This window comes from Pseudomonadales bacterium, from assembly GCA_024234165.1.
Classification (GTDB): Bacteria; Pseudomonadota; Gammaproteobacteria; order Pseudomonadales; family UBA5518; genus UBA5518.
Genome location: JACKOP010000001.1, coordinates 1,256,397 through 1,276,581, shown reverse-complemented (window position 1 = coordinate 1,276,581; position 20,185 = coordinate 1,256,397). Strand labels below are relative to the sequence as shown.

General features: G+C 66.0%; 14 protein-coding genes. 9 read left to right on the top strand and 5 right to left on the bottom strand.

Annotated features, from left to right (window positions below):
* The first annotated feature begins 87 nt into the window (after positions 1-87).
* Both uidA and H7A12_05455 read left to right on the top strand, forming a co-directional pair.
* A complete protein-coding gene (gene uidA / locus H7A12_05460) occupies positions 88-2,058 on the top strand; it encodes a beta-glucuronidase (GenBank protein ID MCP5320262.1) in 1,971 nt (656 codons plus the stop codon).
* Positions 2,055-3,350, top strand: coding sequence for an MFS transporter (locus H7A12_05455; protein MCP5320261.1), 1,296 nt, complete (start codon positions 2,055-2,057; stop codon positions 3,348-3,350). Before uidA ends, H7A12_05455 begins: the two co-directional genes overlap by 4 nt.
* Positions 3,351-3,401: 51 nt before the next feature.
* On the opposite strand, the gene H7A12_05450 is transcribed toward H7A12_05455, so the two are convergent.
* Complete coding sequence (locus H7A12_05450; protein MCP5320260.1) at positions 3,402-3,980, bottom strand: DUF1134 domain-containing protein; 579 nt, start codon at positions 3,978-3,980, stop codon at positions 3,402-3,404.
* A 143-nt stretch (positions 3,981-4,123) separates the two neighbouring features.
* On the opposite strand from H7A12_05450, the gene H7A12_05445 reads away from it, so the two are divergent.
* Positions 4,124-5,092, top strand: coding sequence for an XdhC family protein (locus H7A12_05445; protein ID MCP5320259.1), 969 nt, complete (start codon positions 4,124-4,126; stop codon positions 5,090-5,092).
* A gap of 217 nt (positions 5,093-5,309) precedes the next feature.
* On the opposite strand, the gene H7A12_05440 is transcribed toward H7A12_05445, so the two are convergent.
* Positions 5,310-6,869, bottom strand: a complete 1,560-nt coding sequence (locus H7A12_05440; protein ID MCP5320258.1) for a TerC family protein — start codon at positions 6,867-6,869, stop codon at positions 5,310-5,312.
* Between the two features lie 170 nt (positions 6,870-7,039).
* Between H7A12_05440 and H7A12_05435 the strand changes: the two genes are divergently transcribed.
* On the top strand, positions 7,040-8,044 hold the full coding sequence (locus tag H7A12_05435; protein MCP5320257.1) for a tellurite resistance/C4-dicarboxylate transporter family protein: 1,005 nt from the start codon (positions 7,040-7,042) through the stop codon (positions 8,042-8,044).
* Positions 8,045-8,131: 87 nt separating this feature from the next.
* A complete protein-coding gene (locus H7A12_05430; GenBank protein MCP5320256.1) occupies positions 8,132-10,339 on the top strand; it encodes a molybdopterin-dependent oxidoreductase in 2,208 nt (735 codons plus the stop codon).
* A 36-nt stretch (positions 10,340-10,375) separates the two neighbouring features.
* Here H7A12_05430 and H7A12_05425 read toward each other — a convergent pair whose 3' ends face one another.
* Positions 10,376-11,857, bottom strand: coding sequence for a hypothetical protein (locus H7A12_05425; GenBank protein MCP5320255.1), 1,482 nt, complete (start codon positions 11,855-11,857; stop codon positions 10,376-10,378).
* Between the two features lie 280 nt (positions 11,858-12,137).
* Between H7A12_05425 and H7A12_05420 the strand changes: the two genes are divergently transcribed.
* From H7A12_05420 to H7A12_05405, 4 genes are read left to right on the top strand one after another with little or no spacing between them, the layout of a single operon-like run.
* Positions 12,138-14,063 carry an FTR1 family protein gene (locus H7A12_05420; protein MCP5320254.1) on the top strand — a complete coding sequence of 642 codons (1,926 nt, stop codon included), beginning with the start codon at positions 12,138-12,140 and terminating at the stop codon, positions 14,061-14,063.
* 16 nt (positions 14,064-14,079) lie between these two features.
* Positions 14,080-15,849: an ABC transporter permease subunit gene (locus H7A12_05415; GenBank protein ID MCP5320253.1), complete on the top strand. Its 1,770-nt coding sequence runs from the start codon at positions 14,080-14,082 to the stop codon at positions 15,847-15,849.
* Positions 15,850-15,866: 17 nt separating this feature from the next.
* A complete protein-coding gene (locus H7A12_05410) occupies positions 15,867-17,168 on the top strand; it encodes a nitrate/sulfonate/bicarbonate ABC transporter ATP-binding protein (protein ID MCP5320252.1) in 1,302 nt (433 codons plus the stop codon).
* 54 nt (positions 17,169-17,222) lie between these two features.
* On the top strand, positions 17,223-18,161 hold the full coding sequence (locus H7A12_05405; GenBank protein ID MCP5320251.1) for a TIGR03564 family F420-dependent LLM class oxidoreductase: 939 nt from the start codon (positions 17,223-17,225) through the stop codon (positions 18,159-18,161).
* A 3-nt stretch (positions 18,162-18,164) separates the two neighbouring features.
* Here H7A12_05405 and H7A12_05400 read toward each other — a convergent pair whose 3' ends face one another.
* Together H7A12_05400 and H7A12_05395 are read right to left on the bottom strand one after the other, a co-directional pair.
* Entirely contained in the window at positions 18,165-18,842 is a 678-nt protein-coding gene (locus tag H7A12_05400; GenBank protein ID MCP5320250.1) for a uracil-DNA glycosylase, read from the bottom strand.
* Positions 18,843-18,925: 83 nt separating this feature from the next.
* Positions 18,926-20,059: a beta-lactamase family protein gene (locus H7A12_05395; protein MCP5320249.1), complete on the bottom strand. Its 1,134-nt coding sequence runs from the start codon at positions 20,057-20,059 to the stop codon at positions 18,926-18,928.
* Positions 20,060-20,185 lie beyond the last annotated feature (126 nt).

Sequence of the window (20,185 nt, the reverse complement as noted above, 5' to 3'; positions counted from 1 at the left end):
TGCTGCGTGCCGGCGTCAGACTTTCCGTTGACTGCATAACAAGACAGGAGTAGCCACATGTTCTGGAGCCACCCTCGTGCCGAGCACATGGCCGTGTGCAGCGCACCGGCAGCGTTCGTTCACGGTTCGCACGCAGTTGCCAAGCGCTCGGCCGCACGTCGTTTTCTGTGCGGTGTCGCCTGTGCACTCGGCCTCGTGGCAGGATCGCTGCCCGGGTCGGCAGCATTTGCCGCGACATCTGCCGTCGCAACCGCACCGCTGTACCCGCACACCAGCAGCACGCGCCAGACGCGCGATATTTCCGGGATCTGGGAGTTCCGTCTCGACCGCGAAGACGCGGGCGAGGCAGCGGGCTGGAGCAAGGGCTTCGATGGCGGGCGGCCGGTGGCGGTGCCGGCAAGCTGGAACGAGCTGTTCGACGACGCACGCAATTATTTCGGTACTGCGTGGTATCAGACCGAGTTCGACGTCGATCCGGCGTGGCACGAGCGTCGCGTCGGGATACGTTTCGGCGCTGCAAGCTATAGAGCGAAAGTGTGGCTGAACGGCGTACTGCTCGGAGAGCATGTAGGCGGGCATCTGCCGTTCGAGTTCGACATCACTGCATCCCTGCGCGCCGACGGACCCAATCGGCTGGTCGTGATGGTCGAGAACAAGTTGCTGCAGGAACGCGTTCCTGCGGGCGCGCCGCCGGCAGACTCGTCGGGCGGATTCGCCGGCTTCGGGGGCTTTCCTGGAGTGACCTACGACTTCTTCCCGTACTCCGGGCTGCATCGGCCGGTGCTGCTGTTCTCGACGCCGCGCACGCATATCACCGACCTGACCGTGCGTACCGGCTTCGAGCGTGATGAGGGCGTGGTCGACGTCGATATTCTCGCCAGCGGTGGCTGGAGCGGACCGGCACAGGTGCGTATCGATTCCGCGCAGCCCATCGTCGCAGCGACGACGCTGCAGAACGGACGCGGCAGCGTGCGGATGCGCATTCCACACGTACGTGCCTGGAGCACCGACGATCCGCATCTTTACCGGCTCGGTGTCACGCTCGGTGACGAGGTCATCGACGAGTACCGGATGAAGATCGGTGTGCGGACCGTGGAAGTGCGCGGCGATCAACTGCTGCTGAACGGCAAACCGGTGTTTCTTACCGGTTTCGGCAAGCACGAGGATTTCCCGATCCACGGACGTGGCCTAGACATTCCGGTGATCGTGCGCGATTTCGAGCTGTTGAAGTGGATCGGCGCCAACAGCTTTCGCACCTCGCACTATCCCTACTCCGACGAGGCGATGCAGCTTGCGGACGAATACGGGCTGCTGGTCATCGACGAGACGCCGGCGGTCAGCCTTGGCTTCATGGACAAGCCCGAGATCGTTGCGGCGCGTCGCGAGCAACTCGCCAACGTGATCACCGAGCTGCAGGCACGCGACAAGAATCACCCGAGCGTGATCGTCTGGTCGCTGGCGAATGAACCGGGAGTCACACTGGCGTTCATCCGCGATTCGGCCGCACGCAAGCAGGCAGTGGACGCGGGCACGGATTTCTTTCGTCCGCTGTTCGAGCAGGCGCGTGCGGCCGACCCCACCCGGCCCGTCAGTCTGGTCAGCGTCGGCCGTGGTCCCGACGAATGGATCGATCTCGCCGATCTCGTGTTCACGAACGTCTATTTCGGCTGGTATTACGACGGTCTCGGCCAGCTCGAAGACGTGGCTGCGACGGCATTGGCAAAGGAGCTCGAGCGACTGCACGCGCGGCACCACAAGCCGATCGTGCTGACCGAGTTTGGCGCGGACACCTTGCCGGGCGTGCATGCGCAGCCGGCGGAGATGTGGAGCGAGGAATACCAGGCAGACATGATGAAGGTCTACATGCAGACGGTGGCGCGTTACCCGTGGGTGATCGGCACGCACCCGTGGGCGTTTGCCGACTTCCGTACCGCGCAGGGCATCATGCGTGCCGGTGGACTCAACCACAAGGGCGTGTTCACGCGTGACCGCCGGCCGAAGCTCGCGGCGCACACGCTGCGCGAACTGTGGACCGCGCGCGCAGCGTCGCAGCGGTGAACGGCGTGTCGCAGCGTACCCCTGCACCAGAGATCGGCCGCTTCCGCTGGCTGATCTGCGCGCTGCTGTTCTTCGCCACCACGATCAACTATGTCGACCGCCAGATCCTGTCGCTGGTCAAGGAGATGCTCGATGCCGAGATCGGCTGGAGTGCCACCGAGTTTGGCCTGGTCAATTCGGCCTTCCAGGGAGCCTATGCGCTGAGTCTGCTGTTCTTCGGCTGGTTCGTCGACCGCCACGGCACCCGTATCGGCTATGCGTTGTCGATCGGGGTCTGGAGTGTGATGGCGGTCGCACACGCCTTTGCTGGCAGCTTCGGCGGCTTTCTGGCGGCGCGGGTCGGGCTCGGGCTCGGTGAGGGGGGCAATTTCCCCTCGGCGATCAAGGCGGTGACGCAATGGTTCCCGGTGCGTGAGCGCGCCTTTGCCACCAGCCTGTTCAATGCCGGCTCGAACGTCGGTGCGATCCTGGCGCCTGCCGTGGTGCCCCTGATCGCACTGACGTGGGGTTGGCAGGCAGCGTTCGTGCTGGCAGGTGCTGCGGGGATCGTCTGGCTGTTCGCCTGGTTGCCGCTGTACGACGATCCTGCGCGCTCGCGCCGACTGGGGGCCGCGGAGCGCGCGTACATCGCCGACGATACCGCCGGTGCGCACCCGCAGCCTGCGCAGTCGTGGTTCGCGCTGCTCGGCATGCGCCGGACCTGGGCATTCCTGGTTGCGAAGTTCCTCACCGATCCGGTCTGGTGGTTCTTCCTGATCTGGCTGCCCGATTTCTTCCTGAAGACCCACGGCCTCGCGATCCGCAAGAGCTGGGACAAGCTGGTGGCGATCTACGCGATCGTCACGGTGTTGAGCATCGCCGGTGGCTGGATCACCGGTTACCTGACGACGCGTGGCTGGTCGGTGACCCGGGCACGCAAGTCGGGGCTGCTGCTGTTCGCGTTGTGCGTGCTGCCGGTGCTGTTTGCGACTCGCGTGGACGTCTGGCCCGCCGTGCTGTTGATTGCGCTGGCCGGCTCCGCGCACCAGGCCTGGTCAGCAAACCTGTTCACCACGGTTTCCGATATGTTCCCGCAGCAGGCGGTTGCTTCGGTGATCGGGCTGGGCAGTTGTGCCGGTGCGATCGGCGGGATGCTGTTCCCGATCTTTTGCGGACGCATGCTGGATGTCTGGAAAGAGCGCGGCAACGAGGCGATGGCGTATACGGAGCTGTTGCAGTACTGCGCGTTCGCCTACATCGTCGCTTTCGCGCTCCATCATCTGCTCGCGCCGCGGTTCGATGCCGGGCGCTGAGCCGGCGGACACGATGCGCGGGATGGCTCCTGATGTACCGTTGAAGTTCGATCAGAACGGATTCAGGCGCTTTTTCGGGCTGAAATGCATGTAACCGACGCCGATCCCCTGACGCCAGCCGACGCCAAAGCGAACCGGCGCAAGCGTGATGCCTTCGGCCTGTACGTAGTTCACGCCGAAGCCGCCGACGAAATACAGGCTCCCTTCGACGCCGGGAAAACGCTGGAACAGTGCGCTGCTGTTCGGGAGGTCGTAGACCAGCGTGAAGACCTTGACCGCGTTGGCGCCCAGGTCGAAGCCGATCGAAGGGCCTTGCCAGTAGACGGTGCGCTTCGTGCCGTTCTTGTACACGAGCTGGCCGCGTCCGTAGCGCACGCCGATGCCGATCGCGCCACCCGCCTCCTCGCCGCGGATGAATGCCATCGGCCTGCCGCGCTCCTTGAGCACCTTGGCCAGCACATCGGAAAGTTCCCTGGCGCCGCTCGAGAAGAATCGCGAAGCTTCGACGGCGACTTCATCGTCGCTGTACGTGTCCTGCTTCGCAGACGCGCGCTCGGCGACGGCAGCGCTCGTGAAGAATCCGGGAACCAGCAAGACAAAGAGCAGCAGGCAGTGAAACGGGCGCATCATCTCGAGTGATCCTCCGGCGTATCCCCGCGTGGGTGAGGGAGGCATTCTAGCGTGGCTGGAAACGGATCGTCTTGCGGCAGTCCATTTGGGCGAGGCGGCACAAGGGTCCGATTGACGCTGTTAGGATCCGGCAGATAAAGTCAATGATCGAGGGCCATTTTGCGATGAATACCACCCAGACCATCTTCGGCCTCAACGTCGATCCCGTCGATGCGGTCATGGCGCGCGACGACGAGGCCGTGCTTGCCGTCATCACCGGTGTCGAGGGGCCATCGTATCGTCCGATGGGTGCGACGATGGCCGTCTTCGCCGACGGGCAGCGCGTGGGCACGCTGTCATCGGGATGCATCGAGAACGACATCGCGCTGCATGCGCTGCAGACGCTCGCGACCGGGCGGCCGGCCGCGGTTCGCTACGGTCGCGGTTCGCCGTTCGTGGACATCAGGCTTCCCTGTGGCGGCGGGCTCGATATCCTGCTGCTGCCACGTCCGGATCGGGGCGTGCTCGGTCAGCTTGCGGCGCGGCGAGCACGGCGCATCGCCTGCACCTTGCGCATCGTGCGTGACGACGGCGCGCTGTCGCTGCACGATGAAGGCGAGACCGGTTGGGATGGGGCAGCCTTCAGGGTGCGTTTCATCCCGGAGATACGCTTCATCGTTCTCGGCAAGGGGCCGGAAGCCGGCATCTTCGCTGCGCTGGTGCAGTCGGCGGGTTATCCGAACCTGCTGCTTTCTCCCGATACCGAGACACTCGATCACGCTGCGGCGATCGGCTGCCCGGTGCGGCACCTGACGGCGAAGCACTTTCCTGCCGACCTGGACGTGGACGCGCGCACGGCGATCATCCTCTTCTTCCACGATCACGACTGGGAGCCGCCGATCCTCTCCAGCGCGCTCGCCAGCCGTGCGTTCTATATCGGCGCCCAGGGCAGTCAGGCGGCGCGCGCTGCCCGCAACCTGGAGCTCGAGGCGCTCGGCATCGACGCTGCGGCGATCCGGCGCATACGCGGGCCGATCGGGCTGCTGCGATCGGCGCGCGATGCACGCACCCTCGCGATCTCGGTGCTGGCCGAAGTGCTGTCGGTGGCAAACGCGGCCGGGGACGAGGCGTGAGCAGCGATTACCCGTCGCGCTGTCTGCCGTAAAGCCCGCCTGCAGCCCGGAGCCGCTCGGCGCGCCGTGTCGCGGCCATGCAGCGATCCGTGCAGCGATCGGGGCGGGGTTCCGTGCCTGGTCCGGTGGGCACACCGTCGTGACAGGCGCGGTCATGAGCTCCCGTGTGATCGCCTTGAAACGTGGCGGAATGGCGGCGATACGCTGGCGTGGTGTCTCAACGTGTGGCAGCCGGCTCCAGCGGTGACAGGAGGGCCTTGCTGACACGGCGGCGCTCGAGCTCCAGCACCTCGAGTTGCCAGTCACCTTCCCGGATGCGGTCGCCGACGGCGGGCAGGCGTTCGAGTCGGTGCAGGAACAGGCCGGAGACCGTGACGTAGGCAGGGTCGCGTGCGAGCACGATGCCGGTCGCACGCTGCAGGTCTTCCAGCGACAGCGAGGCGTCGACGATCCAGCCGCCGTCGGCGTGTCGCTCTGCGCCGTGCTCGGCGTCGCGGGTGTCGGCGAGATCACCGGCAATCGTGGCGAGCAGGTCGTTGGCCGTGATCAGGCCCTCCACGCTGCCGTATTCGTCCACCACCACCGCGAGCGGCATGGGGTGTTCGCGAATGTGCTCGAGTGCCTGCAGTGCCGTGGTCGACTCGGGCAGTACCACCGGCTCGCGCAGATACTCGGTCAATGCCAGTGGCTGGCCACCGAGAATACCGACCAGCAGATCGCGGCTCTGCACCACCCCCTGCAGGTTGTCGAGATCCCCGGCGCACACGAGCATGCGGGTGTGGGGCGATCGGGTCAGGCGCTCGCGGATGTGCTCCATGCCGCGTGAGCTGTCGATCCACTGGATGTCGGGCCGTGCGGTCATCACGCTGGCCACCGAACGTTCGGCCAGCGTGAGCACGCTGCGGATCATGTCGTGTTCGGCTGCAGCCAGTCCCGGTTGCGGCGATGGCTCGGCCGCCACCTGCATCGGGCCATCGGATGCAGCCGGTTCGGTGGCAGGACGGGTGCCGAGCAGGCGCATCACCGCATCGGCGGTGCGCTGGCGGAACGGCAGCCGGCGCTGGTGGCGTTCGCGGTTGAATGCCGACCACTGGTTGAAGCCCTCGATCATGATCGAGAACGCGATGGCCGCATACAGGTAGCCTTTGGGGATCCTGAAGCCGAAGCCTTCGGCCACCAGGCTGAAACCGATCATCAGCAGGAAGCCCAGGCACAGGATCACCACGGTGGCGTGGCGGTTGACGAAGCGGGTGAGCGGCTTGCTCGCCAGCATCATCACGATCATCGCGATGACGACGGCTGCCATCATCACCGCCAGGTGATCGGCGATGCCGACCGCAGTGATGATCGAATCCAGCGAAAACACCGCATCGAGAATGACGATCTGGGTGACGACCACGCCGAAGCCGGCGCTGAGCCGTTGTCCGTTGCCGCCGTGGCCGCGGCCTTCCAGGCGTTCGTGCAGTTCGGTTGTGGCCTTGAACAGCAGGAACAGACCGCCGGCGAGCAGGATCAGGTCGCGCCCGGAGAACGGCAACCCGTTCACGGTGAACAGTGGCGCCGTCAGGCGCATGATCCATGACAGCGCAGCCAGCATGCCGAGGCGCATCAGCAGCGCGAGCGCGAGGCCGATCAGACGTGCCTTGTCGCGCTCTTCGGCAGGCAGCTTGTCTGCCAGGATCGCGATGAATACCAGGTTGTCGATACCCAGGATGATCTCGAGAATCACCAGGGTCGTCAGACCCATCCAGATCGACGGGTCGGTCAGCCACTCCATGCGTGCTTTACTTGCCTCGTGCGGGAGCGGCATTCTCGCAGAATGAACGCGACTCGACGACTGCAATCCGCAGGCGTCGCGACGCACAGGATGCCGGATTCCCGGTTGGCTTCCACCGGAGACTGCGTATGGGGCGTTGGCCGGATCATGTCCGCGGCTCGATCGAGACGATGTCGCCGGGCTACTTCAGCATGGTGATGGCGACCGGCATCATCTCGCTGGCTGCCCACTTGCTCGATATTCCTTTCCTCCCCGGTGCGCTGTTCGCGCTGAACTGGGTGCTGTTCGTGATCATCGGCGCACTTGCGCTGCTGCGGGCCTGGTGGCATCCGCGCCGGGTGCTCGCCGATCTGTTCGATCACGCCCAGGCGCCCGGCTTCTTCACCTTCGTCGCTGCCTGCTCGATCCTGGGCAGCCAGAGCCTGCTGCTCGGCGGCAGCCTGCGGCTGGCGATCGTGCTCGGTGCTGCCGGGCTGCTGGGCTGGATCGGTTTTACCTATACGATCTTCACCGTGCTCACGGTCAAGGAGCACAAGCCGAGCCTCGATCGCGGCATCAACGGGGGCTGGCTGCTGGCGGTGGTCGCCACCCAGTCGATGGCGGTGCTCGCGGCGCTGATCGCAGCCGAGATCGCGCAGCCCCTGCGCCTCGAACTCAACTTTTTCGCGCTGTCGATGTGGCTGTGGGGCGGCATGCTGTACATCTGGATGATGTCGCTGATCTTCTACCGCTACACGTTCTTCACGTTTTCCCCCGCCGATCTGTCGCCGCCGTACTGGATCAACATGGGTGCGATGGCGATCTCGACGCTGGCCGGTTCGCTGCTGATCATCAACACGCCGCATGCCCCGTTTCTGCATTCGATGCTGCCGTTCATCAAGGGATTCACGGTGTTCTACTGGGCCACCGGTACGTGGTGGGTGCCGATGCTGGTGGTGCTCGCAGTCTGGCGCCACGTCGTACGGCGCTTCCCGTTCACGTACGACCCCATGTACTGGGGTGCCGTATTTCCGCTCGGCATGTACGCGGCCAGCACGCAGCGCATGATCCACGCGCTCGGCCTCGATTTCCTTGGGCGTCTGCCGCACCTGATGTTCGGCCTCGGGCTCGCGGCCTGGACGATCCTGATCATCGGCCAGTTCCGTGCGTTGCGGCGTGCGTTTGTCGAATCCTGATCGCGCATTGCGGCCGCCGTTGGGTGTGCGACGGCAGGGTCGCTGTGATATATGCATCCCATGGTCCTGAGCGTCTGGAGGTCGTGAATGCGGGAAGTCCATCCAACGATATGTCGTGTCTGCGCTGCGCATTGCGGCATCCTGGTCGAGGTGGAAGACGGCCGTGTCGTCGGCGTCAGCGGCGACCGCGACAATCCGCTCTATCGAGGTTACCTGTGCCCAAAGGGACGCACGGTGGGCGAGATGCACGACCACCCGGGCCGGCTGCTGCACACGATGCAGCGCGCGGCGAACGGTGCTCACGCTGCTGTCGCGCACGAGCAGGCGCTCGACGAGATTGCCGCGAAGCTCGGAGAGCTGCTGCAACGCCATGGGCCACGGTCGATCGCGGTCTATGCCGGCACCTATGCCTTCATGTATCCGGTTGCCACGCCGATGGCGATGGCCTGGATGAACGCGATCGGCTCCCCGATGCGATTCGTGCCGGCCACGATCGACAAGCCGGGCAAGGGGATCGCGATGGCCTTGCACGGGCGTTGGGCGGCAGGGCCGCACACCTTCGAAGGTGCCGACACCTGGATGATCGTTGGTGCGAACCCGCCGGTGTCGCGTTCGATCGGCGCCCCGCCGAACAACGGTTCCGGCCAGTTGCACCAGGCCGTGCGACGCGGGATGAAGCTGATCGTCATCGATCCACGCAATACGGAAACGGCGCGGCTTGCCAGCGTGCATCTGCAGTGTCGCCCCGGCGAAGACCCGGCCGTCATCGCCGGCATGCTGCGCGTGATCCTGCATGAAAACCTGCTGGATCGGCAGTTCGTCGACGACAATGCGCACGGCCTCGCGTTGCTTGCGCGAGCCGTCGAGCCGTTCACGCCGGACGTGGTGCAGCAGCGTGCCGACGTTGCGCCCGAACTGCTGGTGCGTGCCGCGCGGATCTTCGCCGGCGGGCCGCGCGGCTTCGCGGTCGCGGGCACCGGGCCGAATATGGCGCCGCGCGGCACGCTCAGCGAATACCTGCTGCTCTGCCTGAACACCGTCTGTGGTCGCTGGCTGCGCGCTGGCGAGCAGGTGCCGAATCCCGGTGTGCTGGTGCCGGCATTCAACCCGCGAGCGCAGGCAGTCGCGCCGACGCCGGGCTGGGGCTTCGGTGAGCGGTTGCGCGTACGCGGCCTCACGGCCACCGCAGCCGGGCTGCCGACCGCAGCACTGGCCGACGAGATCCTGCTCGAGGGCGACGGACAGGTGCGTGCGCTGATCTGCGTCGGCGGCAACCCGGTCGCCGCATGGCCGGACCAGCAGAAGACAATTGCCGCCATGGAGAAGCTCGAGCTGCTGGTGACCATCGACCCCGAGATGTCGGCAACCGCGAAACTCGCGCACTACGTGATCGCGCCGCGCCTGTCGCTCGAGCAGCCGGGGCATACCCTGGCGATCGAGACGCTCTCGGCCTACGCCTATGGCATGGGCTACGAGTCGCCGTACGCGCAGTACGCCGCGCAACTGCTGGAGCCGCCTGCTGGCGCGGATGTGATCGAGGACTGGGAGCTTTTCTACGGGCTTGCGCAGCGCATGGGTCTTGCGCTGTCGCTGGAATCGGCATTTCCATGGATCGCTGCGGGCAGTGCGACGGCACCGGTGGCACTCGACATGCGCACACATCCGACGACTGCACACCTGCTGGAGATGCTCACGCGCGGTTCACGCGTGCCGCTCGAAGACGTGCAGGCGCATCCTCACGGCCATGTCTTCGACGATGAACCGGCTACCGTGCAGGCGAAGGATCCGGCCTGTACGGCGCGACTCGAACTCGCCGATCCCGAAATGCTCGCGCAGCTTGCGGAGGTGGCGGGCGAGGCGGCCGAGTCCGTGCCGGAGTTCGCGTACCGGCTCGTGCCGCGACGGCTCGCGGATGTGTACAACTCCTTCGGTCGCAGTCACGAGCGGCTGGTACGCAAATTCCGCTACAACCCGGCCTTCATGCACCCGGATGACCTCGCCGGACTCGGGGTGCTTCCCGGCGCACTGCTCGAGATCCGCTCGGGCTACGGGGCGATCATCGGCGTGGCCGAGGCCGACGCCGGGTTGCGACGCGGGCTGGTCTCGATGACGCATGCGTTCGGCGACCTTCCCGGAACGGCCGACGAGGCGGAGCTGGCACGCAGCGCCGGCAGCAATATCGGAAGACTGATCCCGGTGGATCGGGACTACGATCCGCAGAGCGGCATACCCCGGATGAGCGCGGTGCCGGTCAGCGTGCAGCCGCATCGGCCTGCAGGGACGGGTTCCGCCTAGGCCGAGTCGCGAGGCACGGACAAGGCGGCAGCGGCGTCAGCGATCCGCCGACGGGATTCCGGGTCGAGGCGTCAGCGTGTGTAGAGGCTGGCGCGAGATGGTCGTCGCTGGCGTGGACACGTCGGGTGGGTCCCGGGTGATGGAGCGCTCCCCGGTCATCTGGAGCTTCGCCCGGCTCATCTCGCATTGATATTCCGTTCCGCCCGCAAAGGCCTGCAGACACTTCGCGCCGGCCGTCGAGGACTGCGCGCATACGAGATGGCGCGGATTGGCGGCATCCGGCACGGTGCACCCTGCCACGGCCTCCTGATAGAGCGTCCGACGCTGCGCGATGGATCGCTGGAAATCACCCACATAGGTCGACTTGCACCAGGTCTGCGGATTGTCTGCAAGCTGCCAGTCGCGTTCCGTGCGCCCATCGAGCTGCGACTGCGAACCAAACGGCTGGCCTGCGGCTGCCCAGCGCCCGATGACAGTCGCCTCCTCTGCGTCCAGCGCGTCCCTGCAGGCCTTGCGCTTGCCGGCAATCGCCAGGCTGAGTGGCACGGTCGCGGTGAACCAGTCTGCCGCATCCGTCTCCGCGCGGGCTCGCCACTGGTTCTGCAGTGCATGGTATGCCACCGCAACCGGTGCCAGGCCCGCTGCCGCCGCCGTTTCGGTCAGCTCGCGATAGCGCGTCAGCATGGGCTGGTAAAGCACCGTTATCTGATCCGCGACTGCGGTCATTTGTGCCACGTCTTTCGGCGTTGGGACGGAGGCATTCGTGGGCTTGCCGAAAGAGCCGGTCTGGCTGGTGCCGAAGGCGGATGGCAGGGTCGTTCCAGGGGGATGCGAACCCACGACCTCGAGGAGGGGGTTCACGCAGGCTCCCATGAGGCTGTTGGCTGGAAACAGGCCGTCGCGTACCGACGCACTGATCAGCGCGACATAGGAATCACCGCCGCCACGGGCGATCACGCCTTCCTGCAGGCGCGGCACGAAGCAGTCCTGCCACGCTCTCTCGGCGTCGACCGTCACCCTGCTGCCGCTGCCGCTCCCGCTGCAGCCCGTGATCAGACAGACGATCTCTTCACCGAAATCGGCGACGATCTTCGCCGCCTGGTCATGTACATCCAGTACCACGGATGCCGTCGCCGCCACGCCTTCCGCACCCGCCGCCACCAGTGCACCACCGATGTCGGAACAAAGGAACTCTTTGCCCGGAAAGCTCATCCACGAGCAGGCAATGATCACGCCGCCCTTGGCGATGACTGTCTTGTAGTCGGATTGCTGCACGGCTTTGGCAAGCGTGATCACGTCATCGAGTGTGCCTCCGTATTCGTCGACGAGTGCGGCCTTGCCGGCATCGAGCGCACAGGTCTGCAGCGGTGTACCGGAGAGGACGCATTCGATGACCGGTCGCGCGGGGCGCAGATCGGGGTTGTAGAACCCGATGACCTCGTCGAGCATGTCGGCGTGCGCAGGTGCCGTCGCAGCAAACAGGCCAGCCAGCAGCGAAAGCAATACGGTCAATCGCATGGAACCTCTCCCGGGTGTCCGGCATGAAAACGGCAAGTCCCCAGGAGTCTAGGTCGAATTTGTCGTGTGCATGAGTCCAGGTGCGCAATATGTCCAAGAGATAGCAATTCCGTGGGCTGGTGTTCACGTCGTTCTTCGATGTGCCGGCCCGGTTCTGGCAGCGAAGGTGCTTCACGGCAGTAGTGCATGTGCGCGCTGGCCGAGGTTACGTTCATGCGACAATGCAACGCGATGACTGGTGCTGTCTGCCGAGGTGCCCTTGATCCTGATTTCGAACACCATCCGGATCGTCGCGCTCGTGCTGGCGGGGCTGCTGCTGGCGAGTCTCGCCGTTGCGGCAGAGCTCGATCGCAGTGACGTCCAGACGGCGTGGCGGCTGCTCGACTACATCGCCGTCGACTACGACGGAGCCGTTGCCAACGGCATTGTCTCCAACCCGACCGAGTACGCCGAGCAGCTCGAGTTTGCCGCAACGGCGGCGTCGCTGATCGCGGGACTTCCGGCCAGTCCGCAACAGCAGGCGCTGCGCGATGGAGCCGCACGGCTCGGGCAGGCGATCGCTGCCAGAGCCGATGTGCGGCAGGTCGCCGGGATCGCGCGCGAACTTGCGGCCGCGCTGCTGGATGCGTATCCCGTGCCGCTCGCGCCGGGTGCGGTGCCCGATCCCGTGCGTGGAGCCAGCCTGTACGCCGAGCACTGCGCGAGGTGTCATGGTGAAAGCGGCAACGGTGACGGGGCGGCAGCGGCGAGCCTGCCGATAGTGCCGACTGCATTCACCGACCCGCAGCGCGCGCGCCAGCGCAGCATCTTTGCGCTCTACCAGGTCATCACGCAGGGTCTCGACGACACCCCGATGCAAGGCTACGCGAAGCTGTCGACGGATGAGCGCTGGGCGCTGGCGTTCTTCGTCGCCCGGCTCGCGTTTCCGCCGGCGTTGGTGGCTGAAGGCAAGCGGATCTGGGACGGCGATGCTGCGCTGCAGCAACGGGTCCCAGGCCTCGAGGCACTTGCGGGCGTGACCGCGGCAGCACTCGGCGAGACGCTCGGGCCACAACCGGCCGACGCCGTGACGGCCTATCTGCGCCACCATCCCGAGGCCGTGCTTGCGCACGGGTCCGGCCTGCTCGCACTGGCACGCGAGCACCTCGCCGGCAGTCTCGACGCATATCGCTCCGGCAATCGCCAGCGAGCCGGCAAGCTCGCGCTCGCTGCCTACCTGGACGGCTTCGAACCGCTCGAGCCGATGCTCACGGTGCAGCGGCCGCAGCTTCTGGTCCGGGTCGAAGCGGCGATGGGCGAGTACCGCGCCGCGATCCAGCGTGGCGAGAGCGATGCACGGGTTGCGCAGCGTGCAGAGGTGCTGAGCGAGCTCTTCGACGATGTCGAGGCGACGCTCGCAGCGGGCACGAGCAACGCCTTCGCGGCCTTTGTCGGTGCAGCGACGATCCTGTTGCGCGAGGGACTGGAGGCGCTTCTGATCGTCGTCGCGATGATCGCGTTCCTGCACCGGGCCGAACGTCGCGAGCTGATGCCGTACGTGCACGCCGGATGGGTGGGCGCGCTGCTGGCGGGCGTGGTGACGTGGGCCGTGGCGACATGGGCGATCGAGATCAGCGGGGCAGGGCGTGAACTGACCGAAGGCTTCGGGTCGGTCTTCGCCGCGCTGGTGCTGCTCTCGGTCGGCGTCTGGATGCACGGCAAGGCTCAGGCCGACCAGTGGCAGCGCTACATCCACGGCAAGATGTCGAAGGTGCTTTCGGGTCGTTCCGCATGGCTGCTGTTTCTGCTCGCGTTCATCGTCGTCTATCGCGAAGTCTTCGAGACGATCCTGTTCTTTGCAGCGCTCTGGACGCAGGGCAACGCCACCGCGATGCTGCTGGGGGCGCTCGGTGCCTGCCTTGCGCTGGCATTGATCACCTGGGTCCTGCTGCGGTTCAGCCAGCGGCTGCCGATCAGCAAGTTCTTTGCCTACAGTTCGTGGCTGATGGCCATCCTGGCAGTCGTTCTGGCCGGCAAGGGAGTTGCGGCCCTGCAGGAGGCCGGGATCATCGATATGGAGCCGCTTGCGTTCCTGCCACGCGTTGCTGCCGTCGGGTTTTACCCCACCGTGCAGACCGTGCTGGCGCAGGTGCTGATGATTCTCGGACTTCTGATCGGATTTGGCTGGAACCGGCATCATGCCGTGAAGCACGCGACGAGCAGATAGGCACGCGTTCGAATCGATGGGGCCGCGGCTGGAAGCGGAGGTGAGAGTGAAGGGGGTGTTGCGAGCAGCCCGCGTGGTGGCGCGCCACTTGCAGCCGAACCTGCGGGACCTCGTCGCCGTCCTGCTGGTGCTGGGTCTGCTGGTCGTGCTCGCCGAGGCAAGCCGCAGCTTCATGCAGCCACTGCCTGAGCCGGACAGCACGACGATCAGCCTGCAGCCTTCGGTGCTGCCGGAGTATGCGCTGCGTACCTCGTTGCGAATGATGGCGGCGATGCTGCTGTCGCTGCTGTTCACGTTCACCTATGCGACCTGGGCCGCGAAGAGCCGGCGTGCCGAACAGGTGCTGATCCCGCTGCTCGATATCCTGCAGTCGGTGCCGATCCTCGGCTTCATTTCGGTCACCGTCGTGTTCTTCATGTCGCTTGCGCCGGGGCTGATGCTGGGTGCCGAGCTGGCCGCGATCTTTGCGATCTTCACCAGCCAGGCATGGAATATGGCGTTCAGCTTCTACCAGTCGCTGCGCACCGTGCCCGAGGAGCTGGCCGAGGTGTCGCGTGCCTTCGGTCTCGGCCCCTGGATGCGTTTCTGGAAGCTCGAGGTGCCGTTCGCCACGCCGTCACTGGTCTGGAACATGATGATGTCGATGTCGGGTGGCTGGTTCTTCGTCGTTGCTTCGGAGGCGATCAGCGTCGGCGACACCGTGGTGACACTGCCCGGTATCGGGTCCTATATCACGCTGGCCATCGCCGAACGTGATCTGGCGGCCATCGCGTGGGCCATTCTGGCGATGCTCGTTACGATCCTGGTCTACGACCAGCTTTTCTTCAGGCCGCTGGTGGCCTGGGCCGACCGCTTCCGCTTCGAACAGGAGTCTGCGGTTCTGCCCCCGCGTTCCTGGGTGTTGACGGTGTTGCAGCGCTCGAGGCTGGTGAAGCTGGCCACGCGCGGGTTCGCCACGGTCTGGCGACGCAGCTACCGCAAGACCCCGCCACAACCAGCCGATGCAGCGGTAGTCCACCGGCAAGAGCGAAAGATCGTGTCGATGCGCAGTGAACGCCTGTGGTCGGGGCTGATCGCTGCGGTCTGCCTGCTTGCGCTGTGGAAGACCGCTGCCTTCGTGATGGCGGGCGTGACCCTGGCCGAGGTGTCGCGCGCCTTCGCACTCGGCTTCGCGACGATGCTGCGCGTGTTCGTGCTGATCGCGCTTGCCAGCGTCGTCTGGGTGCCGGTCGGCGTCTGGCTCGGCCTGCGTCCGGGGGCTGCGCGCATCGCTCAGCCGATTGCGCAGTTCATGGCGGCCTTTCCGGCCAACCTGCTGTTTCCACTGGCGGTCTCCGCCATCGTCGCGCTGCGGCTCGACCCGGACATCTGGCTGAGCCCGCTGATGATCCTCGGTACCCAGTGGTACATCCTGTTCAACGTGATCGCCGGTGCCTCGACGATTCCCGGCGAGTTGCGTGACATCGCCACCAATCTGCGTGTCCGGGGCTGGCTGTGGTGGCGGCGGGTGGCGTTGCCCGCCGTATTCCCGTTCTACATGACCGGCGCCATCACCGCCTCGGGTGGGTCGTGGAACGCCAGCATCGTCGCCGAGGTCGCACGCTGGGGCGATGTCACGCTGCGGGCGCACGGGCTGGGAGCCTACGTCACCGAAGCAACCGAGGCGGGTGACTTTCATCGGATCGTGCTCGGAATCGCGGTCATGAGCGCCTTCGTCGTCGTCATCAACCGCGGTTTCTGGCGACCGCTGTACACGCTGGCGGAACGCAAGTTCCGGCTGGGCTGAAGAGGAGGGAGGCCACCGTGGAAACCGCTGCGCTGCTGGACATCCGCGGCATTCGCAAGTCGTTTCGCAAGCCCGATGGCGGCGAGCTGCTGGTTCTGGACGGCATCGACTTCGGTTTGCGCGAAGGCGAGATCGTGGGATTTCTCGGGCGTTCGGGGTCAGGGAAGTCCACGCTGCTGCGCCTGATCGCGGGGCTGTCCGAACCCTCGGCGGGTACGGTTCACTATCGCGGACACGCGGTGAACGGACCGGTGGCCGGTATCTCGGTGGTGTTCCAGAGTTTCGCGCTGTTCCCTTGGCTGACGGTGCTGGAAAACGTGCAACTGGGTCTGGAGGCGCTTGGTCTGCCCGGCGAAGAGATACGCCGCCGTGCGGTGGCAGCGATCGACCTGATCGGCCTCGATGGGTTCGAATCCGCGTACCCGCGGGAATTGTCGGGCGGCATGCGCCAGCGCGTCGGTTTTGCGCGCGCGCTGGTGGTGCATCCGGACATTCTGCTGATGGACGAACCGTTCTCCGCACTCGACGTGCTCACTGCCGAGACGCTGCGCACCGATTTCCTGGACCTGTGGTCCGAGGGGCAGTTGCCGATCAAGGGGGTGGTCCTGGTCACGCACAACATCGAGGAGGCCGTGCTGATGTGCGACCGGATCATCGTGTTCGGCAGCAATCCCGGACGGGTGCTCCAGGAAATCCGCGTCGCTCTGCCGCACCCGCGTGCCCGCCTCGACCCTGCATTCCGTGATCTGGTCGAGCAGATCTATGTGGAGATGACGTCCCGGGCGACTTCTGCGCCCACCGGTCGCAGGGCCGAGCGTTTTCCCGGCACCGGTATCGGCACGATCCTGGCGCCGGTTTCGACCAACCTCCTCGCGGGCCTGCTCGAAACCGTGGCTGCACCGCCCTATGGCGGCAAGGCGGACCTGCCGGTCATCGCCACATCGCTGCAGATGGAAATCGACGAGCTGTTCCCGGTGGCCGAAACACTGCAGATGCTGCGTTTTGCCGAAGTGGCAGGCGGTGACATCCGGCTCGCGCACGAAGGCAGACGTTTCGCAGACCTGGATACCGACCAGCGCAAGCAGCTTTTTGCGCGGCAGCTGCTTGCCTACGTTGCGCTGGCGGCGCATATACGCCGGGTGCTGGACGAGCGACCCGCCAACCGGGCACCGTGGAGCCGTTTTGCGGATGAGCTCGAGGATCACATGTCACCGGGTGCTGCCGAGCAGACCCTGCGTACGATCATCGAACTTGGCCGCTACGCGGAGGTTTTTGCCTATGATGATGAAACACAGGTATTCAGCCTGGACAATCCCTGAGCCGGAGCGGCTGCGGGGATCGAACCCGGGTGGGCTCTGCATGGAGGTATCGAGATGCGTATCGGGATAGGGCTGAGTGCGGTCATGGGCGCCGAGGGCGCACTCGACGAGATCATCGGTCGGGTGCGCAAGGCGGAAGCCGATGGTTTCGATTCGGCGTGGATGAGCCATATCTTCGGCCCCGACGCGATCACGCTGCTGGCGCTCGCCGGGCGCGAGACGCGCAGGATCGAACTCGGAACCTTTGTCGTGCCGACCTGGCCGCGGCATCCGAGTGCACTGGCGCAGCAGGCGCTGACCGCGAGTGCTGCGAGCAGCGGGCGTTTCACGCTCGGCATCGGTCTCAGCCACCGGATCGTCATCGAGAACATGCTGGGGCTGGATTACGCGAGGCCTGCGCACCACATGCGCGAATATCTTTCGGTGCTGATACCGTTGCTGGAAAAGCGTGAGGTGAGTTTCCGCGGCGAGGAGTTCAAGGTGGCGTTGCAGTTGCGGATGTCGGGTATGCCGCGGCCGAAGGTGCTCGTCGCCGCGCTCGGGCCGCGGATGCTGCAGCTGGCGGGGGAGCTGACAGACGGTACGGCGACGTGGATGGGTGGGCCGAAGTACCTGGCGGGCACTGCGGTGCCGGCGATCCGCGCGGCAGCAGCGAAGGCAGGCCGTGGCGCACCACGGATCGTGGCCGGTTTTCCGGTAGCCGTGACGCGGGACGCGCGCGCCACACGCGCCGCACGCGCGTCGGCTGCGGAGACCTTCGCTGCGTATGGGCAGTTGCCGTCCTACCGGGCCGTGCTGGACATCGAAGGCGCGGCCGAGCCTGCCGACATCGCGATCATCGGTTCGGCTGCAGAAGTGCGCAGCCAGTTCGAGGCGCTGGCGGCTGCCGGCGTCACCGATCTGAACGCGTTGCCATTTGCCGTGGACGGTGACCCCCACGTCATGATGCGGACTTACGAATTCCTCGCGGAAGCGGCGCGTTCGGGGGTGTAGTTTCTAGCGCTGCGCAGCACTCTCCATCAGTGCCAGCAGCCCGGCGCGAAACGCCGGGCCACCACCGTGGGCGGGGTGGCGGATCTTCACGGCGTCGATGCCGAGCTCGGCGAGTGCGCTCTGACCGATGTTGCCGATCGCGGCGATGTGTTGCGGCTTGTAGATCTCGATCAACCGCCCGAGTTGTGGCACCGCATCGCGACGCAGTTCGCCCGTCGTGGGCGTGCGGTTCGACTCGTCGTCGCCGGGCTTGTGCGGATGCAGTGGCAATGCCGGCCAGACGAGTACCGGTGCCGGCAGTTCCTGGAAGGCGCGCTGGGCCACGGTGGCGCTCGCCTCACCCCAGAGCCTTGCGTTCTCCTCGATGCGACGGTAGCCGGCTTCGCTGCCGCCGAACAGCCCGAAGCGATCCTTCGGACCCATCATGATCTTCTCCGAGCAGAAGTTGACCCCGGTACGCCACGCGCCCCGATAGCCGGGAGCCTCGCCGATCAGCAGCACCGTGGGCCGCCACGGCAGGAGCTGCCTCAGAAATATCTGCAGGTTGTCGAAGCGGATGCGCCCGGCTGCAGTGTTCGGGTCGAAAAGCGCGTGCGCGTCGCTACGGTCCCTGAAGCTTCTGATGGTCTCGAACCAGGGTTCGAGTCGCGTCAGCATGCGGCGTGCGAAAGCCTTGTCCATCGCAATCCCTCCCTCTCCGTAGCCGGGCCAGGATCCCTGGGCGCTTCGATCCGAGCTGTTTCAACCGCTCCCCAGTACGGCGGTCAGCGTGTGCAATCGTAGAGTGCGCGCACCAGTCCTGTCACTCGCGGATCGCCTGCCGGGTCGAAGCGCATGCGATTGGTCACATACGCGAACGCGACGTTCGGTTCCGGATCGGCAAAGGCAAGCGAACCACCCGCTCCGGGGTGACCGAAGGCGCGTGGTCCGACGCCAGCTCCGAGCATCGGTGGCAGGCTGAACCCGAGACCGAAACAGGTCTCGACCAGCACGACCAGATCGGGGCCACGCGAGGCGACCCGTGATGCCGCTTCCAGCGTTGCGGGCTGCAGCAGGCGGATGCCGTCGACCTCGTCACAGCACGCCGCATAGAGCTTCGCAAGCGCCCGTGCCGACCCGACACCGTTCGACGAGGGCATTTCTGCCATCAGCACGTCGGGGCGGTTCCACATCTCGTTGTAGCCGAACAGCCCGGACGGGCCGCTCATCACGCGTGCCGTCAGGCTGCTGGCGCCGAGCAGGGCCGCTGCCGAATGCGCAGCGTCGGGAGGAAGCAGCCGCGCGCAGCGTCCGATTTCCGCTGTCGGCAGCCCGACCCAGTAGTCCAGTCCGAGCGGGCCGCAGATGGTGCGCGCCAGATGACGCCCCGGGCTGTCGCCGCTGATTCGGCGGATGATCTCGCCGAGAATCCAGCCGAAGCTGCGTGCGTGGTAGCCGTGCGCGGTGTCGGGCTCCCACTCGGGCGGCTGTGCGGCGATTGCAGCGACCACCGGATCCCAGGCGAGCACCTGCTCGAGCGTGAGATCGCCGGCCACCGCTGCCAGACCCGCGCGATGCGTCAGCACCATGCGCGTCGTGATGTGCTGCTTGCCCGCGGCGGCGAATTCAGGCCAGTAACGTGCGATCGGCGCATCGATGTCGAGCCGGCCTTCCTCCGCCAGGCGGTGGATGCAGACCGCGGTCGGTCCCTTGGCGGCGGAGAACACCAGTTGCAGGGTGTCTCGCTGCCACCGGCGTCCGGTCGACGGGTCGGCGAGACCTCCCCAGATATCGACTACCGGATGGCCATCGCGGTAAATGCAGCAGGCGGCGCCGACGTCGCCGTGCTCGCTGAAATTCTGCGCAAAGGCCTCGCGTACGCGCTCGAAGCCAGGCTGTACCGATCCACCGATCTCCATCGACACCGTTTCCTCTGCTGTGCTTGCGCTCTCGACGTCTGGCTGGTTGCAGCACTCGTCGCCACCCGGCGCGCGGATGGCGAATGGTAGCCGATGTGCCGTATCCCTGCGGCACACGCCCCCCCC

Bases quoted from the DNA above. Each gene is read 5' to 3' on its own strand.
- H7A12_05395 (MCP5320249.1), bottom strand. From the start codon at position 20,059: ATGGAGATCGGTGGATCGGTACAGCCTGGCTTCGAGCGCGTACGCGAG.
- H7A12_05445 (MCP5320259.1), top strand. From the start codon at position 4,124: ATGATCGAGGGCCATTTTGCGATGAATACCACCCAGACCATCTTCGGC.
- H7A12_05430 (MCP5320256.1), top strand. From the start codon at position 8,132: ATGCGGGAAGTCCATCCAACGATATGTCGTGTCTGCGCTGCGCATTGC.
- H7A12_05400 (MCP5320250.1), bottom strand. From the start codon at position 18,842: ATGGACAAGGCTTTCGCACGCCGCATGCTGACGCGACTCGAACCCTGG.
- uidA (MCP5320262.1), top strand. From the start codon at position 88: ATGGCCGTGTGCAGCGCACCGGCAGCGTTCGTTCACGGTTCGCACGCA.
- H7A12_05450 (MCP5320260.1), bottom strand. From the start codon at position 3,980: ATGATGCGCCCGTTTCACTGCCTGCTGCTCTTTGTCTTGCTGGTTCCC.
- H7A12_05425 (MCP5320255.1), bottom strand. From the start codon at position 11,857: ATGCGATTGACCGTATTGCTTTCGCTGCTGGCTGGCCTGTTTGCTGCG.
- H7A12_05435 (MCP5320257.1), top strand. From the start codon at position 7,040: ATGTCGCCGGGCTACTTCAGCATGGTGATGGCGACCGGCATCATCTCG.
- H7A12_05415 (MCP5320253.1), top strand. From the start codon at position 14,080: ATGGGGCCGCGGCTGGAAGCGGAGGTGAGAGTGAAGGGGGTGTTGCGA.
- H7A12_05440 (MCP5320258.1), bottom strand. From the start codon at position 6,869: ATGGAGTGGCTGACCGACCCGTCGATCTGGATGGGTCTGACGACCCTG.
- H7A12_05405 (MCP5320251.1), top strand. From the start codon at position 17,223: ATGCGTATCGGGATAGGGCTGAGTGCGGTCATGGGCGCCGAGGGCGCA.